The 13,598-nt window shown below is 65.6% G+C and carries 13 protein-coding genes; 10 read left to right on the top strand and 3 right to left on the bottom strand.

Annotated features, from left to right (window positions below; genetic code table 11):
* Window positions 1-41: 41 nt before the first annotated feature.
* Both LIN44_RS21665 and acnB read right to left on the bottom strand, forming a co-directional pair.
* Window positions 42-746, bottom strand: coding sequence for a glutathione S-transferase N-terminal domain-containing protein (locus LIN44_RS21665; protein WP_227316285.1), 705 nt, complete (start codon window positions 744-746; stop codon window positions 42-44).
* 151 nt (window positions 747-897) lie between these two features.
* Entirely contained in the window at window positions 898-3,489 is a 2,592-nt protein-coding gene (gene acnB, locus LIN44_RS21670) for a bifunctional aconitate hydratase 2/2-methylisocitrate dehydratase (RefSeq protein WP_227316286.1), read from the bottom strand.
* Window positions 3,490-4,255: 766 nt separating this feature from the next.
* Here acnB and fliL point away from each other — a divergent pair.
* From fliL to nadC, 8 genes are all read left to right on the top strand, one after another.
* The gene (gene fliL / locus LIN44_RS21675) at window positions 4,256-4,747 is read left to right on the top strand and encodes a flagellar basal body-associated protein FliL (RefSeq protein WP_227316287.1); all 492 of its coding nucleotides are present in this window, start codon (window positions 4,256-4,258) and stop codon (window positions 4,745-4,747) included.
* A gap of 58 nt (window positions 4,748-4,805) precedes the next feature.
* Window positions 4,806-5,825 (top strand): flagellar motor switch protein FliM, encoded by a 1,020-nt coding sequence (gene fliM, locus LIN44_RS21680; RefSeq protein ID WP_227316288.1) that lies wholly within the window; start codon window positions 4,806-4,808, stop codon window positions 5,823-5,825.
* Entirely contained in the window at window positions 5,818-6,264 is a 447-nt protein-coding gene (fliN, locus tag LIN44_RS21685) for a flagellar motor switch protein FliN (RefSeq protein ID WP_111520041.1), read from the top strand. The genes fliM and fliN overlap by 8 nt, the downstream gene beginning before the upstream one ends.
* Window positions 6,261-6,716 carry a flagellar biosynthetic protein FliO gene (gene fliO, locus LIN44_RS21690; protein WP_227316289.1) on the top strand — a complete coding sequence of 152 codons (456 nt, stop codon included), beginning with the start codon at window positions 6,261-6,263 and terminating at the stop codon, window positions 6,714-6,716. Before fliN ends, fliO begins: the two co-directional genes overlap by 4 nt.
* A 98-nt stretch (window positions 6,717-6,814) precedes the next feature.
* Window positions 6,815-7,537, top strand: a complete 723-nt coding sequence (fliP, locus tag LIN44_RS21695; protein ID WP_227316395.1) for a flagellar type III secretion system pore protein FliP — start codon at window positions 6,815-6,817, stop codon at window positions 7,535-7,537.
* 38 nt (window positions 7,538-7,575) lie between these two features.
* Window positions 7,576-7,845 carry a flagellar biosynthesis protein FliQ gene (gene fliQ, locus LIN44_RS21700; RefSeq protein WP_012355210.1) on the top strand — a complete coding sequence of 90 codons (270 nt, stop codon included), beginning with the start codon at window positions 7,576-7,578 and terminating at the stop codon, window positions 7,843-7,845.
* Window positions 7,846-7,946: 101 nt separating this feature from the next.
* Entirely contained in the window at window positions 7,947-8,732 is a 786-nt protein-coding gene (gene fliR / locus LIN44_RS21705; RefSeq protein WP_227316290.1) for a flagellar biosynthetic protein FliR, read from the top strand.
* A 144-nt stretch (window positions 8,733-8,876) separates the two neighbouring features.
* Window positions 8,877-9,710 (top strand): carboxylating nicotinate-nucleotide diphosphorylase, encoded by an 834-nt coding sequence (gene nadC / locus LIN44_RS21710; protein WP_227316291.1) that lies wholly within the window; start codon window positions 8,877-8,879, stop codon window positions 9,708-9,710.
* A 132-nt stretch (window positions 9,711-9,842) separates the two neighbouring features.
* On the opposite strand, the gene LIN44_RS21715 is transcribed toward nadC, so the two are convergent.
* The gene (locus LIN44_RS21715) at window positions 9,843-10,388 is read right to left on the bottom strand and encodes a MarR family winged helix-turn-helix transcriptional regulator (protein WP_227316396.1); all 546 of its coding nucleotides are present in this window, start codon (window positions 10,386-10,388) and stop codon (window positions 9,843-9,845) included.
* 353 nt (window positions 10,389-10,741) lie between these two features.
* On the opposite strand from LIN44_RS21715, the gene phnN reads away from it, so the two are divergent.
* Window positions 10,742-12,547 carry a phosphonate metabolism protein/1,5-bisphosphokinase (PRPP-forming) PhnN gene (gene phnN, locus LIN44_RS21720; RefSeq protein ID WP_227316292.1) on the top strand — a complete coding sequence of 602 codons (1,806 nt, stop codon included), beginning with the start codon at window positions 10,742-10,744 and terminating at the stop codon, window positions 12,545-12,547.
* Window positions 12,548-12,590: 43 nt separating this feature from the next.
* Entirely contained in the window at window positions 12,591-13,583 is a 993-nt protein-coding gene (locus LIN44_RS21725) for a tripartite tricarboxylate transporter substrate binding protein (protein WP_227316293.1), read from the top strand.
* Window positions 13,584-13,598 lie beyond the last annotated feature (15 nt).

A 13,598-nucleotide genomic window follows, 5' to 3' on the forward strand; every position in this document is an offset into this window, starting at 1 on the left:
GACGATGCCCGACCCCGGCGCGGTACCCGGCCCCGGCGCGCTCAGCCCCGATGCGGCGTATCCAGCCCCTTCACCACCGCCGGACGCTGCACGAACGCATCCAGCACGCGCCGCACATTGACGAAGTCCTTGAAGCCGACCAGGTCGCCAGCCTCGTAGAAGCCAACCAGGTTGCGCACCCACGGGAAGGTGGCGATGTCGGCAATGGTGTATTCATCGCCCATGATCCAGGCGCGGCCGTCCAGGCGCTGCTCGAGCACGCTGAGCAAGCGACGGCTTTCTGTCACGTAGCGGTCGCGCGGGCGCTTGTCCTCATAGTCCTTGCCGGCAAACTTGTGGAAGAAGCCCAGCTGGCCAAACATCGGGCCGATGCCGCCCATCTGGAACATCACCCACTGGATGGTTTCATAGCGGCGCGCGGGATCGGCAGGGATCAGCTTGCCCGACTTGTCGGCCAGGTACAGCAGGATCGCGCCCGACTCGAACAGCGCCAGCGGCTTGCCGCCGGGGCCCTGCGGGTCGAGGATCGCCGGGATCTTGTTGTTCGGGTTCAGCGACAGGAATTCCGGCGAGAGCTGGTCGTCGGTGTCGAAGCGCACCAGGTGCGGCTCGTACGGCAGGCCGCTCTCTTCCAGCATGATCGACACCTTGACGCCATTGGGCGTGGGCAGCGAATAGAGCTGGATGCGGTCGGGATGCTGCGCCGGCCATTTGCGGGTGATGGGGAAAGCGGACAGATCGGGCACACGGGCTCCTGGTTCGGGCGCTTCCGCGCCATGGGAAGCTGCCGGACAACGAAGAGCCCGATCATAAACCGGCGCTGCCGTGCTTGCAGGCCACGCAAAAACAGAAGGGGCCCCGCGGGGCCCCTTCCTCATGCCATCTGACTGCGGCAGCTTACACCGTCACGCCGTCGGCCACTTCCTTGAAGTCCTCGATCTGGTCGAAGTTCATGTACTTGTAGATCTTGTCGCCATTCTGGTTGATGACGCCAATATCGGCCATGTACTCGTCCTTGGTCGGGATGCGGCCCAGGCGCGAGCAGATCGCGGCCAGTTCCGCCGAGCCCAGGTACACGTTGGTGTTCTTGCCCAGGCGGTTCGGGAAGTTGCGGGTCGAGGTCGACATCACGGTCGCGCCTTCGCGCACCTGGGCCTGGTTGCCCATGCACAGCGAGCAGCCCGGCATTTCGGTGCGGGCACCGGCGGTGCCGAACACGCCGTAGTGGCCTTCCTCGGTCAGCTGCTTCTGGTCCATCTTGGTCGGCGGGGCGACCCACAGCTTGACCGGGATGTCGCGCTTGCCTTCCAGCAGCTTGGACGCCGCGCGGAAGTGGCCGATGTTGGTCATGCAGGAACCGATGAAGACTTCGTCGATCTTGGCGCCGGCCACGTCGGACAGCGTCTTGACGTCGTCCGGGTCGTTCGGGCAGGCCACGATCGGCTCATGCACGTCGGCCAGGTCGATCTCGATCACGGCGGCGTATTCGGCGTCGGCGTCCGGCTCCAGCAGCTTCGGATCGGCCAGCCATGCTTCCATGGCCTTGATGCGGCGCTGCAGGCTGCGCGGATCCTGGTAGCCCTGGGCGATCATCCACTTCAGCAGCGTGATGTTGCTGTTGATGTATTCGATGATCGGGTCCTTGTTCAGGCGCACCGTGCAACCAGCGGCCGAACGTTCGGCGGAGGCGTCCGACAGCTCAAACGCTTGCTCGACCTTCAGGTCAGGCAGGCCTTCGATTTCCAGGATGCGGCCCGAGAAGATGTTCTTCTTGCCTTGCTTGGCCACGGTCAGCAGGCCTTGCTTGATCGCGTACAGCGGAATCGCGTTGACCAGGTCGCGCAGGGTCACGCCCGGCTGCATCTGGCCCTTGAAGCGGACCAGCACCGATTCCGGCATGTCCAGCGGCATCACGCCGGTGGCGGCGGCAAAGGCGACCAGGCCCGAGCCGGCCGGGAAGCTGATGCCGATCGGGAAGCGGGTGTGCGAGTCGCCGCCGGTGCCGACGGTGTCGGGCAGCAGCATGCGGTTCAGCCACGAGTGGATCACGCCGTCGCCCGGGCGCAGCGAGATGCCGCCACGGGTGCTGATGAACTCGGGCAGGGTGTGGTGGGTCTTGACGTCGACCGGCTTCGGGTAAGCGGCGGTGTGGCAGAACGACTGCATCACCAGGTCGGCCGAGAAGCCCAGGCAGGCCAGGTCCTTCAGCTCGTCGCGGGTCATCGGGCCGGTGGTGTCCTGCGAGCCCACCGAAGTCATCTTCGGTTCGCAGTAGGTGCCCGGGCGGATGCCCTTGCCTTCAGGCAGGCCGCAGGCGCGGCCGACCATCTTCTGCGCCAGCGTGAAGCCCTTGCCGGTATCGGCCGGGTTCTGCGGCAGGCGGAACAGCGTCGACGGGGCCAGGCCCAGCGCTTCGCGCGCCTTGGCGGTCAGGCCACGGCCGACGATCAGCGGGATGCGGCCGCCGGCGCGGACTTCGTCGAACAGCACGTCGGACTTGACCTTGAACTCGGCGATCACTTCGCCGTTCTTCAGCGCCTTGCCTTCGTACGGGCGCAGCTCGACCACATCGCCCATTTCCATCTTCGACACATCCAGCTCGATCGGCAGCGCGCCGGCGTCTTCCATGGTGTTGTAGAAGATCGGGGCAATCTTGTTGCCCAGGCACACGCCGCCGAAGCGCTTGTTCGGGATGAAGGGGATGTCTTCGCCGGTGAACCACAGCACGGAGTTGGTGGCCGACTTGCGCGAGGAGCCGGTGCCGACCACGTCGCCGACGTAGGCAACCAGGTGGCCCTTTTCCTTCAGCGACTCGATGAACTTGACCGGGCCGCGCTTGCCGTCTTCTTCCGGCTGGAACGCCGCGCCTTCGCGCTTGTTCTTCAGCATCGCCAGCGCGTGCATCGGGATGTCCGGGCGGGTGGTGGCGTCCGGGGCCGGCGAGAGGTCATCGGTGTTGGTTTCGCCGGGGACCTTGAACACGGTGATGGTCAGGCTTTGCGGCACTTCCGGACGGCTGGTGAACCACTCGGCGTCGGCCCAGCTCTGCAGCACGGCCTTGGCGTTGGCGTTGCCCTTGTCGGCCTTCTCCTTCACGTCGTGGAAGGCGTCGAACATCAGCAGGGTCTTCTTCAGCGCGTCGGCGGCGACGGTGCCGACTTCGGCATCGTCCAGCAGCTCGATCAGCGGCGAAATGTTGTACCCGCCCAGCATGGTGCCCAGCAGCTCGGTCGCCTTGGCACGCGAGATCAGCGCGCACTGTTCCTTGCCCAGCGCCACCGCGGCCAGGTACGAGGCCTTGACCTTGGCCGCGTCATCAACGCCGGCGGGAACGCGGTTGGAGATCAGGTCCACCAGGGTCTGTTCTTCGCCGGCGGGCGGGTTCTTCAGCAGTTCGATCAGCTCGGCCGTCTGCTTGGCGGTCAGGGGCAGAGGGGGGATGCCAAGCGCGGCGCGCTCGGCCACATGTGCGCGATAGTTTTCAAGCATGGGAACCTGCTGAGTAATTAGGTTTAGAAAGACTCGGTACGTCGCGATTGTAGTCGGAAGCGGCTCATCGGTCAAATGTCTTATATCTTATATAAGAGTATTTTTTGAAAAACCCAAGTGAAACAATGACTTGCAGGATGGATGAGTTACGGATTCACATGATTGACTACCCGAGTAGCGTAGTTGGGATTTCAGCTGGCGAGGGTTGCGGCTGGGTGGCTGAAGGCGCGTGCGTGACTTGGGCTACTGACTTCGTGGATGCGCCGGCCCTCTCCCCCGCCCCTCTCCCGCAAGCGGGCGAGGGGAGCAAACCAGCGGGGGAGAAAAGCCGTTGGGCTCGCCCGCGACAACGCGTGCGAAACCGCCAAGGCCGCCGGGGACGACATCCCACCGCAACACCCAGCCCGAAATCCCAACTCAAGTTCCCTCCACAAAAAGCGTTAACCAGCCTGCAGGCGCGCAACACAACGGCGCCCGCTCGCTTTAGCGCCCTGCTTCGCAGATAGCTTGTCATGAAATGGCCCGGTTGGCCGCCATGCGTCGTTGCTCGTCGTTGCCATAGCTATGGCTATGGCGCCTCCTCGCGCCTAGCCTGACGACCAACCGAACCATTTCATTTCGACAACCTATCTACGAAGCAGGACGCTTGCCGTGCCTGCTCCCTTTCCGCTCAAATGGCCAAGCTGAAAGGGTTTCCCCCTTTTTTTCGGCCCTTTGCTGGCCTGCGATTCCGGAAGAATGGCAGGCATTCCGATACAGGCTTCTCATGGCGAACACGGCTTCCCCTCCCCGGACTGGCAACACAGGCAAGCGCGGCCGGCTGCTGCTGATCGGCGCCGGCGTGCTGGTTGTGGCACTGGGTGCCGGAGGCTTCGTGCTGGGCAGCGTGCTGAGCAGCCGCCAGCCGGCGGCACCCGCCGCGCCCGCCGCTCCGGTCATCCCGCCGCCGATCTTCGTGCCGCTGGACGCGTTCACCGTCAACCTGCGCAGCGACGACGGCGACCGCTTCCTGCACACCGGCCTGTCCCTGAAGGTGGCTGACGCCGAGACCCAGGCGCGCCTGGCGCAGTACCTGCCCGAAGCGCGCAGCCGCATCCTGCTGCTGCTGTCGGCCAGGCAGCCGGCCGAACTGGCCACCGTCGACGGCAAGCGCAAGCTCGCCGACGACATCCGCGACACCATCAGCAAGCCGTTTGCCAGCGGCCTGCCGGCGCAACGCGTGCTGGACGTGCTGTTCACCTCGTTCGTGGTGCAGTAAGCAAGAAGCCAGGGCAGCACGTTTCATCCATAACGCCGCACAAGGGGCAGGACACTAGATGGCCTACGACAAGTTCCTCTCGCAAGACGAGGTAGACGAGCTGCTCAAGGGCGTATCCGGCGAGGCCGATACGCCCAAGGCCAGCGAGACTGCGCCCGACGAGGGCGGGGTACGCCCCTACAACCTGGCGACGCAGGAACGCATCATCCGCGGCCGCCTGCATACGCTGGAAATCATCAACGAGCGCTTTGCGCGCTCGCTGCGCACCGCGCTGTTCAACTTCATCCGCCGTGGCGCGGACATCTCCGTGGGCAGCGTCAGGATCGAGAAGTTCGGCGATTTCGCGCGCAACCTGCCGATGCCGACCAACCTCAACCTGGTCCACCTGAAGCCGCTGCGCGGCACCGCGCTGTTCGTCTACGACCCCAACCTGGTCTTCCTGGTGGTCGACAACCTGTTCGGCGGCGACGGCCGCTTCCACACCCGCGTGGAAGGGCGCGACTTCACGCAGACCGAGCAGCGCATCATCCAGCGCATGCTGGAGCTGACGCTGACCAGCTACGGCAATGCCTGGCGCACCGTGCATCCGATCGAAACCGAGTACATCCGCTCGGAGATGCACCCCAAGTTTGCCAACGTCGCCACGCACAACGAGGCCGTGGTGACCACCGCCTTCCACATCGAGCTGGGCGCCGTCGGCGGGCAGCTGCACGTATGCCTGCCATACGCCATGATCGAGCCCCTCAAGGACCTGCTGATGAATCCGCTGCAGGACGAGAAAGAGGTCGACAAAGGCTGGGTCACGCAGCTGTCCACGCAGCTGCGCGCGGCCGAGGTCGAGCTGGTGGCCGAATTCGCGCACCTGCAGAGCACTGTCGCCGAAGTGCTGGCGATGCGCGCCGGCGACGTGCTGCCGATCGAGCTGCCCGAGAAGGTGTTCGGCAAGGTGAACGGCGTGCCCGTGATGCAATGCGGCTTCGGCACCATGAACGGCCAGTACGCGCTGCGGGTAGAACGAATGATCAATCACCAGGACGGCGATTCCCACCTGGATACCGAGGACACCGATTATGACTGACGGCATCGAGGACAAGCCGGTCGACCCGATGGACGACTGGGCCAGCGCGCTGGCCGAGCAGACCAGCGCCACTTCCGCCGAAATCCCCGCCGCTGCCGCGCCGGCATCGGCCGCCGCCACCCCGGCCGCCGCCACGGTCTTCCCGCCGCTGGCCAAGGAAGCGCCGAGCGGCTTCCGCAACGATATCGAGATGATCCTCGATATCCCGGTGCAGCTGACCGTGGAGCTGGGCCGCACCAAGGTGCCGATCAAGAACCTGCTGCAACTGGCGCAGGGCTCGGTGGTGGAACTCGACGGCCTGGCCGGTGAGCCGATGGACGTGCTGGTCAACGGCTACCTGATCGCGCAAGGCGAAGTGGTGGTGGTCAACGACAAGTTCGGCATCCGCCTGACCGACATCATCACGCCGTCCGAACGCATCCGGAAGCTGAACAAATGACAGCCGCCACCCGCGCCCTGCCGGCTGCGCTTGCCGCGCTTCCCTGCGCCGCGATCGCAGCCGAAGGCACGCAGGCGCCCGCCATCGGCGGCGCGGCCAGCCTGGCGCAGGCCGGGCTGGGGCTGTTCGCCATCATCGCGCTGATCCTGGGCATGGCCTGGGTGGCACGGCGTGCCGGCCTGGTGCGCCACGCCACCGGCGGCGCGATGAAGGTGGTCGGCAGCACCATGCTGGGCGCACGCCAGCGCCTGGTGCTGGTTGAGGTGGGCGATACCTGGCTGGTGCTGGGCGTCAGCCCCGGCGAAATCCGGCCGCTGCACACCATGGCGGCAGGCTCCCCGGCCGCCGGCCAGACCGGCGCGCACATTGCCGCCGCACCATCGCAACCGCCCACCGGCGGCAGCTTTGCCGAAAAGCTGCTGCGCTCCATGCAGGCTCAGTTCAAGTCATGAATGTTCCGCGTGCCACGCCATGGCGCCAGCTGCCGCGCCATGCAGGCGCCGCGCGCCATCTCCCGCAGTGCTTGCCGCTCTGGTTCCTGCTGGCGCTGATGCTGACGCTGGCCGCGCTGGCGCCCACGCCGGCCTGGGCCCAGGCGGCGCTGCCCGGCGTGATCAGCAAGCCCGCCCCGGGCGGCGGCCAGATCTGGTCGCTGCCGGTGCAGACGCTGGTGCTGCTGACCTCGCTGTCGTTCCTGCCGGCGGCGATGCTGATGATGACCGGCTTCACCCGCGTCATCATCGTGCTGGGGCTGCTGCGCAACGCGCTGGGCACGGCCACCTCGCCGCCCAACCAGGTGCTGGTGGGCCTGTCGCTGTTCCTGACCTTCTTTGTGATGGCGCCGGTGTTCGACCGCGTCTACAACGACGCCTACAAACCGCTGTCCGAGAACAAGATCAGCCTGGAAGCCGCCGCGGCCAAGGCCGCCGAGCCGCTCAAGGCCTTCATGCTGCGCCAGACCCGCGAGAAGGACCTGGCCATGTTCGCGCAGATGGCCAAGGCGCCGGAAATGCAGGGGCCGGAGGAAGTGCCGCTCAGCATCCTGGTACCGGCCTTCATCACCAGCGAACTGAAGACCGCGTTCCAGATCGGCTTCACCATCTTCATCCCGTTCCTGATCATCGACCTGGTCGTGGCCAGCGTGCTGATGGCAATGGGCATGATGATGGTGCCGCCGGCCACCATCTCGCTGCCGTTCAAGCTGATGCTGTTCGTGCTGGTCGACGGCTGGCAGCTGCTGCTGGGTTCGCTGGCACAGAGCTTCATGAACTGACGCACCGCGCGCACGCCCATCCTCGCAGAATCCGAGCCATGACCCCAGAGACCGTAATGACCATCGCCACCCAGGCGATGAAGATGACCCTGCTGCTGGCCGCCCCGCTGCTGCTGGTGGCGCTGGCCGCCGGCCTGGTGGTCAGCCTGTTCCAGGCCGCGACCCAGATCAACGAGATGACGCTGAGCTTCATCCCCAAGCTGATCGCGCTGTTCGCCACCATGGTGCTGGCCGGGCCGTGGATGATCAATGCGATGGTCGACTACATGCGCGAGGTGTTCCAGAGCATCCCCGCACTGGCGCACTGACGGCGGCCGTCGCGGTCGCGACGATGCGCCCGCTGCCCGCCACCGTTGCCGCCCACCGCCCTGTCCCACCCTCCGCCCTGCCCGCCCGCTGACCCGCCGCCGTGATCGAGTTCACCTCAGCCCAGCTCTATGGCTGGCTCGCGGCTTTCCTGTGGCCGTTCTTCCGAATCCTCGCACTGATCGGCACCGCGCCGCTGTTCGGTGAATCGACCATCCCGCGGCGCGCCAAGATCGCGCTGTCGGCGCTGATCGCGATGGTGGTCTCGCCCACCATCGCCCAGCTGCCGGTGGTGCCGGTGTACTCCTTCGACGGGCTGCTGATCATCCTCAATGAAGTCGGCATCGGCCTGGCCACCGGCTTCGTCATGCGGCTGGTGTTTGCCACCGTGCAGCAGGCCGGCGAGATCATCGGCCTGCAGATGGGCCTGTCGTTCGCGTCCTTCTTCGACCGCGCCGCCGGCGGCCAGACCATGGTGCTGTCGCGCTTCCTGAACCTGATCGCGGTGCTGCTGTTCCTGGCGCTGGACGGCCACCTGCTGATGCTGGGCGCGCTGGTCGACAGCTTCAACAGCCTGCCTATCGGTGGCACCCCGCTGTCCGCGGGCGGCGCCATGGCCGTGGCCCGGGCCGGCGGCATGGTATTCGCCTCCGGCCTGCTGCTGGCGCTGCCGATGATCGCCGCCTTGCTGATCCTGAACCTGGCCATGGGCATCCTGAACCGCGCCTCGCCGCAACTGTCGATCTTTGCGGTGGGCTTCCCGGTGACGCTGTCGGGCGGGCTATTGGTGCTGATGCTGGTGATGCCGCAGATGGGCAGTTATATGCAGCATATGATCGAGGCGGGGCTGGAGGCGGTGGGGACGGTGTTGGGGCAGTTCGGGCGGTAGCGCGTCGGCATGCCTGTGCCGGCACGTCATTATCTTAGACGTCGAATTTTTCTTGACAGGGCAGGACAAGGCGTTAGTATTAGGCCATGTACTTCGATCTCTAAGATTAAAGAAGTACCAACATCCCTCGTTCAGGAGCCCTACATGTACGACCTCTATGCCACCGACAAGCTGATCGACCTCTGGTTGACCGAAGACATCGGCATCTGCGATCTGACCGTTCATACCATGATCGAACCAGGTGAGACCGGAACTTTCTGCATGAACGCGCGCGAGCCGATGATCATCGCTGGTATCGACGTGGCAGCACGCATCTTCAGCCGCTACGATCCCACCCTGTCCGTCGACGTCCGCGTGGCCGACGGCGACAAGGTTGGCAAGGGCGCGGTGCTGCTGAACGTGAGCGGCAATGCACGCAGCGTGCTGACGGCCGAGCGTACCGCGCTGAACATCATGCAGCGGCTGTGCGGCATCGCCAACCACACCGCCACCTATGCGCAGGCAATCGCGCATACCAAGGCGCGGCTGATCGACAGCCGCAAGACCACGCCCGGCCTGCGCGCCCTGGAAAAGCATGCAGTGACCTGCGGCGGCGGACTGAATCACAGGCTGAGCCTGGACAACGGCGTGATGATCAAGGACAACCACATCGCCGTTTGCGGCAGCATCGCCGCCGCAGTGGAGCGCGTGCGCCGCAAGCTGCCGGTCCTGACCAAGCTGGAAGTGGAATGCGACCGGCTGGACCAGGTGCACGAGGCACTGGCCGCCGGCGTCGACGTGATCATGCTGGACAACATGTCCGTGCCCGACATGAAGGAAGCGGTGCAGATCGTCAATGGCCGCACCAAGGTCGAGGCTTCGGGTGGCATTCGCCTCGAAACGATCCGGGCCGTGGCGGAAACCGGCGTGGATTACATCTCGACCAGCCGGATCACGCAGTCCGCGCCGGCGGTGGATATCGGGCTGGACGAAGCCTGAAACCCAAACCTCGGAAGCTCGGCGCTTGCCCGGGGCGGCGCTGGCACACTGGTTTCACGCCTTCTACCCAAGGCATTCCCCCTCGCCTGCCGCGCCGGCGGGGGCATTTTTCATTGGCAGCGGCCGCTCGGGCTACAGATCGGACAGCAGCCGCCCCACCTCCTGCGTAGATGGCACACGCCTGCCATGTTCCGCGGAAGCGATCTCATCGGCAACCAAGCGCTTGGCGATGGTGATCAAGACGCGGCGTGTGGTCAGCACATCCTCCTCGCTCACTCCCTCCACGCTCAGTTCATTGACCTCGGTGGCCAGCGGTTCGAGCTTGCGGCGCAGCGCGCGTCCGGTCTTGCTGAGGAAGACGTGCACCTTCTTCTTGTTGCCGGGCAGATGCGTGCGTTCCACGTAGCCAAGCGCCTCCAGCGCCTTCACCGCCGCAAACGTAGTCGGCTCGGTCACGCCGGCGCGCTCGCTCAGTTCGCGTTGCGACAGGCCGTCATGGCGCCACAGAATACGCAGGATGGTCCAGTGCCCATATGACACGGAATGTTCCGCCAGGCGCAGTTGCAGTGCCCGGATATACGCGCGCGCGGCGTCTTTCACCAAGTGGGCAAGCCGCTCTTCATCGGCTTCTTCCGGTGGGGTGATTGCGACCGGGGCGTCCGGCTTTCTTGTGGCCATAGTGGTAAGCAGGAAGTGAAACGCATCCATGCGGCACCGGCCCAGCTGGTGCCCGCAACAGCGCACATGATAGCGCTTCCGTCGCGCGCGCGGCGCTGCGGTGCGCCGGCGTTCCCCACGCCGGTGTAGCGTCCACTCCATCGGTGCACCATGCGCGCAATCGAAGCAAAAGGCACTACGACCGCGCACGTCGCTTACCCGTGTTTTCCCCTACGGAGGCGCAAATCCCGCGTACACGCTGGCTTTGCAGGTGCTGGTCCGTTGCTTGCATAACATTAGACATCGAACTTTCCTTGACAGTGCCACGGCGGGTGCTAGCATTCTCAAATAACTTCGACATCTAAGGTGTTAGCATGGGCACGAGCGGCACGTTCTTCTTTGTGGTGGGCCCCAGTGGCGCGGGCAAGGATTCGTTGATGGACGGCGCACGGGCAGCGCTCGATGACAACTACGTGTTTGCCCGGCGCGTGATCACGCGCCCCGATGGCGCCGCCGGCGAAGCACATGAAGCTGTCTCGGAGGCAGAGTTCGCCCGGCGCCAGCGCAGCGGGGAATTCCTGGTAACGTGGGATGCGCACGACCTGCGCTATGGCTTGCCACGTTCGCTGATGTCCGAGCTGGAACGGGGACGCAACGTCGTCGCCAACGGCTCGCGCGCCGTGATCGCGGAACTGGCCGGGCGCCTGCCACGCTTCGTGGTCGTCCTGGTGACGGCACCACAAGACGTGCTGGCGCGACGCATTGCCGCGCGCGGGCGTGAATCGGGCGAGCAGGTTGCCAGGCGCGTGGCGCGGACCGGTGCGGCGCTGCCGCCGGATGTCACGTGCATCACCGTGTCGAACGACAGCACGCTGGAGGTGGGCAGGGCCCGTTTCGTCCAGGCGCTGCGGCACGGCACGCGTGTATCCGGCGCCGGAGCACCGTCCAGCCGCACCAACCTGATGGCGAAGCTCCGCGGCGAGCCGCTCGACGAAGCGGCCTACGTTGCCGTGCTGCGGGACGCCATTGAGGGACGATACACCGAAGCCGAGCTGACCGAGTTCCTGGTTGCCGCCGCCCGCTCGCTGGGCGACGAGGAAGTGGTGGCACTGGCACGCGCGCGTACCGCATTCACACCGCGCATCGAATGGGACGAGCCGATCGTCGTCGACAAGCATTCCATCGGCGGCGTGCCCGGCAGCCGCATCACGTTGATCGTCGTACCGATCGTCGCTGCGTACGGGCTGGCCATGCCCAAGACGTCGTCGCGCGCCATTACCTCCGCCGCCGGTACCGCTGATGCCATGGAAACCGTGGCGCGCGTGGACCTGGCGTATGAAGACGTGCGCCGCTGCGTGGCGCAGGCACGCGCCTGCATCGCATGGAACGGCCGCCTGAACCATTCCGTGGTCGACGACGTGATGAACGCGATCACGCGTCCACTGCGCCTGGATTCGCGGCGCTGGTCGGTAGCGTCAATCCTGTCCAAGAAGTACACCGCCGGGGCCACGCACGTCATCGTCGACCTGCCCTATGGCCCGCAGACCAAGCTGACCACGCGCGCCGACGCCGAGGCGCTCGGCGAGATGTTCGAGTACGTCGGCAAGGGGCTCGGCCTGCACGTGCGCGCGCTGGTAACGGACGGCAGCCGTCCGATCGGCCGCGGCATCGGGCCCGCACTTGAAGTTCGGGATGTTCGCCAGGTGCTAACCAACGATCCGCGCGCCCCCGCGGACCTGCGCGAGAAGGCCTTGCGCTTCGCCGCCGAAATCATCGCCTTCGATCCGCGCGTGGGTTCGGCTGGCGAGGGCTTGCGCATTGCAACGTCGCTGCTGAGTGCAGGCGAGGCAAACGCCGCGTTCGACCACATTACCGCCGCGCAGGGCAAGCGCGCCGATCCCGTGGCGCCCGGTGCGCATACGCACATGGTGAACGCATCCGTTCATGGCCGCGTGGTGGCCATCGATGGACTGCAGATCTCGTGCGTCGCGCGCGCCGCCGGGGCGCCGCGCGACGCTGGAGCGGGCGTCGACCTGCTATGCGAAATCGGGGCCAGGGTGGCGCAAGGACAACCTCTATACCGCATCCATGCCGGCAGCGAGGCGGCACTTGCGATGGCAGCCGCACTGGCACGCGCGGACGGCGAGTGCGGCGAGGCCGTTCGTATAGATCCCGATTGACCGGCTTTCCCCCATCCCCCGCCCTAACCGACGAGGCATATCAATGAGACCCCTATCCGTCGTCAGCAGTCTGGCATCGCTGCTCTTTGTCGCGGGCAGCCTGGCAACCGTGCCAGGGCGCGCCGAGGCAAACATCGCAAGTCCCTTCCCGCAGAAGCCCATCCGCATGGTGGTGACCTTCCCGGCCGGAGGAGGCACCGATTCGCTGGCGCGACTGATCGGGGCCGACATCAGCAAATCGCTGGGCCAGCCGGTAGTGGTCGACAACCGCCCTGGCGCCAGTGGCAATATCGGCGCGGAGTTCGTCGCCAAGAGCCCGGCCGACGGCTACACGCTGCTCATCGTCAACAGCAGCTTCGCCATCAACCCGAGCGTATTCAAGAAGCTGCAATTCAATCCCAGATCCGATTTCAGCGCCATCATCACCTTCGCTTCGGTGCCGTCGGTGATCGCCGTCCCCTCGCATTCGAAACTCCGCACCTTCGGAGACCTGATGGGCGCCGGCAAGAGCGGCTCGCCACCTAGCTATGCGTCGTGCGGAAACGGCACCCCGCAGCATCTGGCGGGCGAGTTGCTGAAGGTGTCGGCAAAGATCGACATGCTGCACGTGCCGTACAAAGGGTGCGCCCCCGCCATCGCCGACGTGCTGGGCAACCAGGCCGACGTCAGCATCAACACACTCACCAACACCATCCCCTACCTGAAAAGCAACAAGCTGCGCGCGCTGGCCGTCACGTCGAAGGCCCGCTCGCCGTTCCTGCCAGACGTGCCCACTGTCAGCGAGCTAGGCGTGGCCGGCTATGACGTCGACCAGTGGTTCGGCATTCTCGCCCCGGCCAATACGCCCCCGGAGATCGTGCAGCGGCTGAACGCGGAAATCGCCAGGGCCATTGCCAAGCCGGAGATCAAGGCATCGCTGACACAGCTCGGCTATGCCACGACCACCAGCACACCCGCTGAATTCCAGAAGCTGGTGAACGCCGACATCGATCGCTGGCAGAAGTTCACAGCCAAGATCAGCCTGCGCGTCGATTGACATCCCGGGCACCGC

The organism is Cupriavidus sp. MP-37 (assembly GCF_020618415.1).
Classification (GTDB): Bacteria; Pseudomonadota; Gammaproteobacteria; order Burkholderiales; family Burkholderiaceae; genus Cupriavidus.

Coding starts and splice junctions, on each gene's coding strand:
- acnB (WP_227316286.1), bottom strand. CDS start 3,489: ATGCTTGAAAACTATCGCGCACATGTGGCCGAGCGCGCCGCGCTTGGC.
- fliM (WP_227316288.1), top strand. CDS start 4,806: ATGGCCTACGACAAGTTCCTCTCGCAAGACGAGGTAGACGAGCTGCTC.
- phnN (WP_227316292.1), top strand. CDS start 10,742: ATGGGCACGAGCGGCACGTTCTTCTTTGTGGTGGGCCCCAGTGGCGCG.
- fliP (WP_227316395.1), top strand. CDS start 6,815: ATGCTGACGCTGGCCGCGCTGGCGCCCACGCCGGCCTGGGCCCAGGCG.
- fliQ (WP_012355210.1), top strand. CDS start 7,576: ATGACCCCAGAGACCGTAATGACCATCGCCACCCAGGCGATGAAGATG.
- LIN44_RS21715 (WP_227316396.1), bottom strand. CDS start 10,388: ATGGCCACAAGAAAGCCGGACGCCCCGGTCGCAATCACCCCACCGGAA.
- fliL (WP_227316287.1), top strand. CDS start 4,256: ATGGCGAACACGGCTTCCCCTCCCCGGACTGGCAACACAGGCAAGCGC.
- fliN (WP_111520041.1), top strand. CDS start 5,818: ATGACTGACGGCATCGAGGACAAGCCGGTCGACCCGATGGACGACTGG.
- fliO (WP_227316289.1), top strand. CDS start 6,261: ATGACAGCCGCCACCCGCGCCCTGCCGGCTGCGCTTGCCGCGCTTCCC.
- nadC (WP_227316291.1), top strand. CDS start 8,877: ATGTACGACCTCTATGCCACCGACAAGCTGATCGACCTCTGGTTGACC.
- LIN44_RS21725 (WP_227316293.1), top strand. CDS start 12,591: ATGAGACCCCTATCCGTCGTCAGCAGTCTGGCATCGCTGCTCTTTGTC.